The sequence below is a fragment of the Paenibacillus marinisediminis genome, assembly GCF_054343325.1.
Genome location: NZ_JBTGUH010000050.1, coordinates 1 through 223, shown reverse-complemented (window position 1 = coordinate 223; position 223 = coordinate 1). Strand labels below are relative to the sequence as shown.

Genomic DNA, 223 nt, shown 5'->3' with positions numbered 1-223 from the left:
CATTCACGAGTTCTTTGCGTATTCTCGGACTTCCGTAGGTTTCATCCGAGTCGAAGAAGTGCCATTTAATGCGCTCAGTAAGTTTCTCCCTACGTTTGTCTGTCTCAGATGCTTCGGCTGCTCGCCATGCGTAAAAACCGCTCCTGGACACTTTCAATACACTGCACATCTTCTCCAATCGAAAGTCGGAGCGGTGATCTTCGATAAATTGGAACCTTAGTTC

General features: G+C 47.1%; 1 pseudogene. It reads right to left on the bottom strand.

Features of this window, described 5'->3' with window-relative positions:
- Window positions 1-223: pseudogene (locus ACXX53_RS23205) on the bottom strand (IS3 family transposase); the annotation flags it as partial.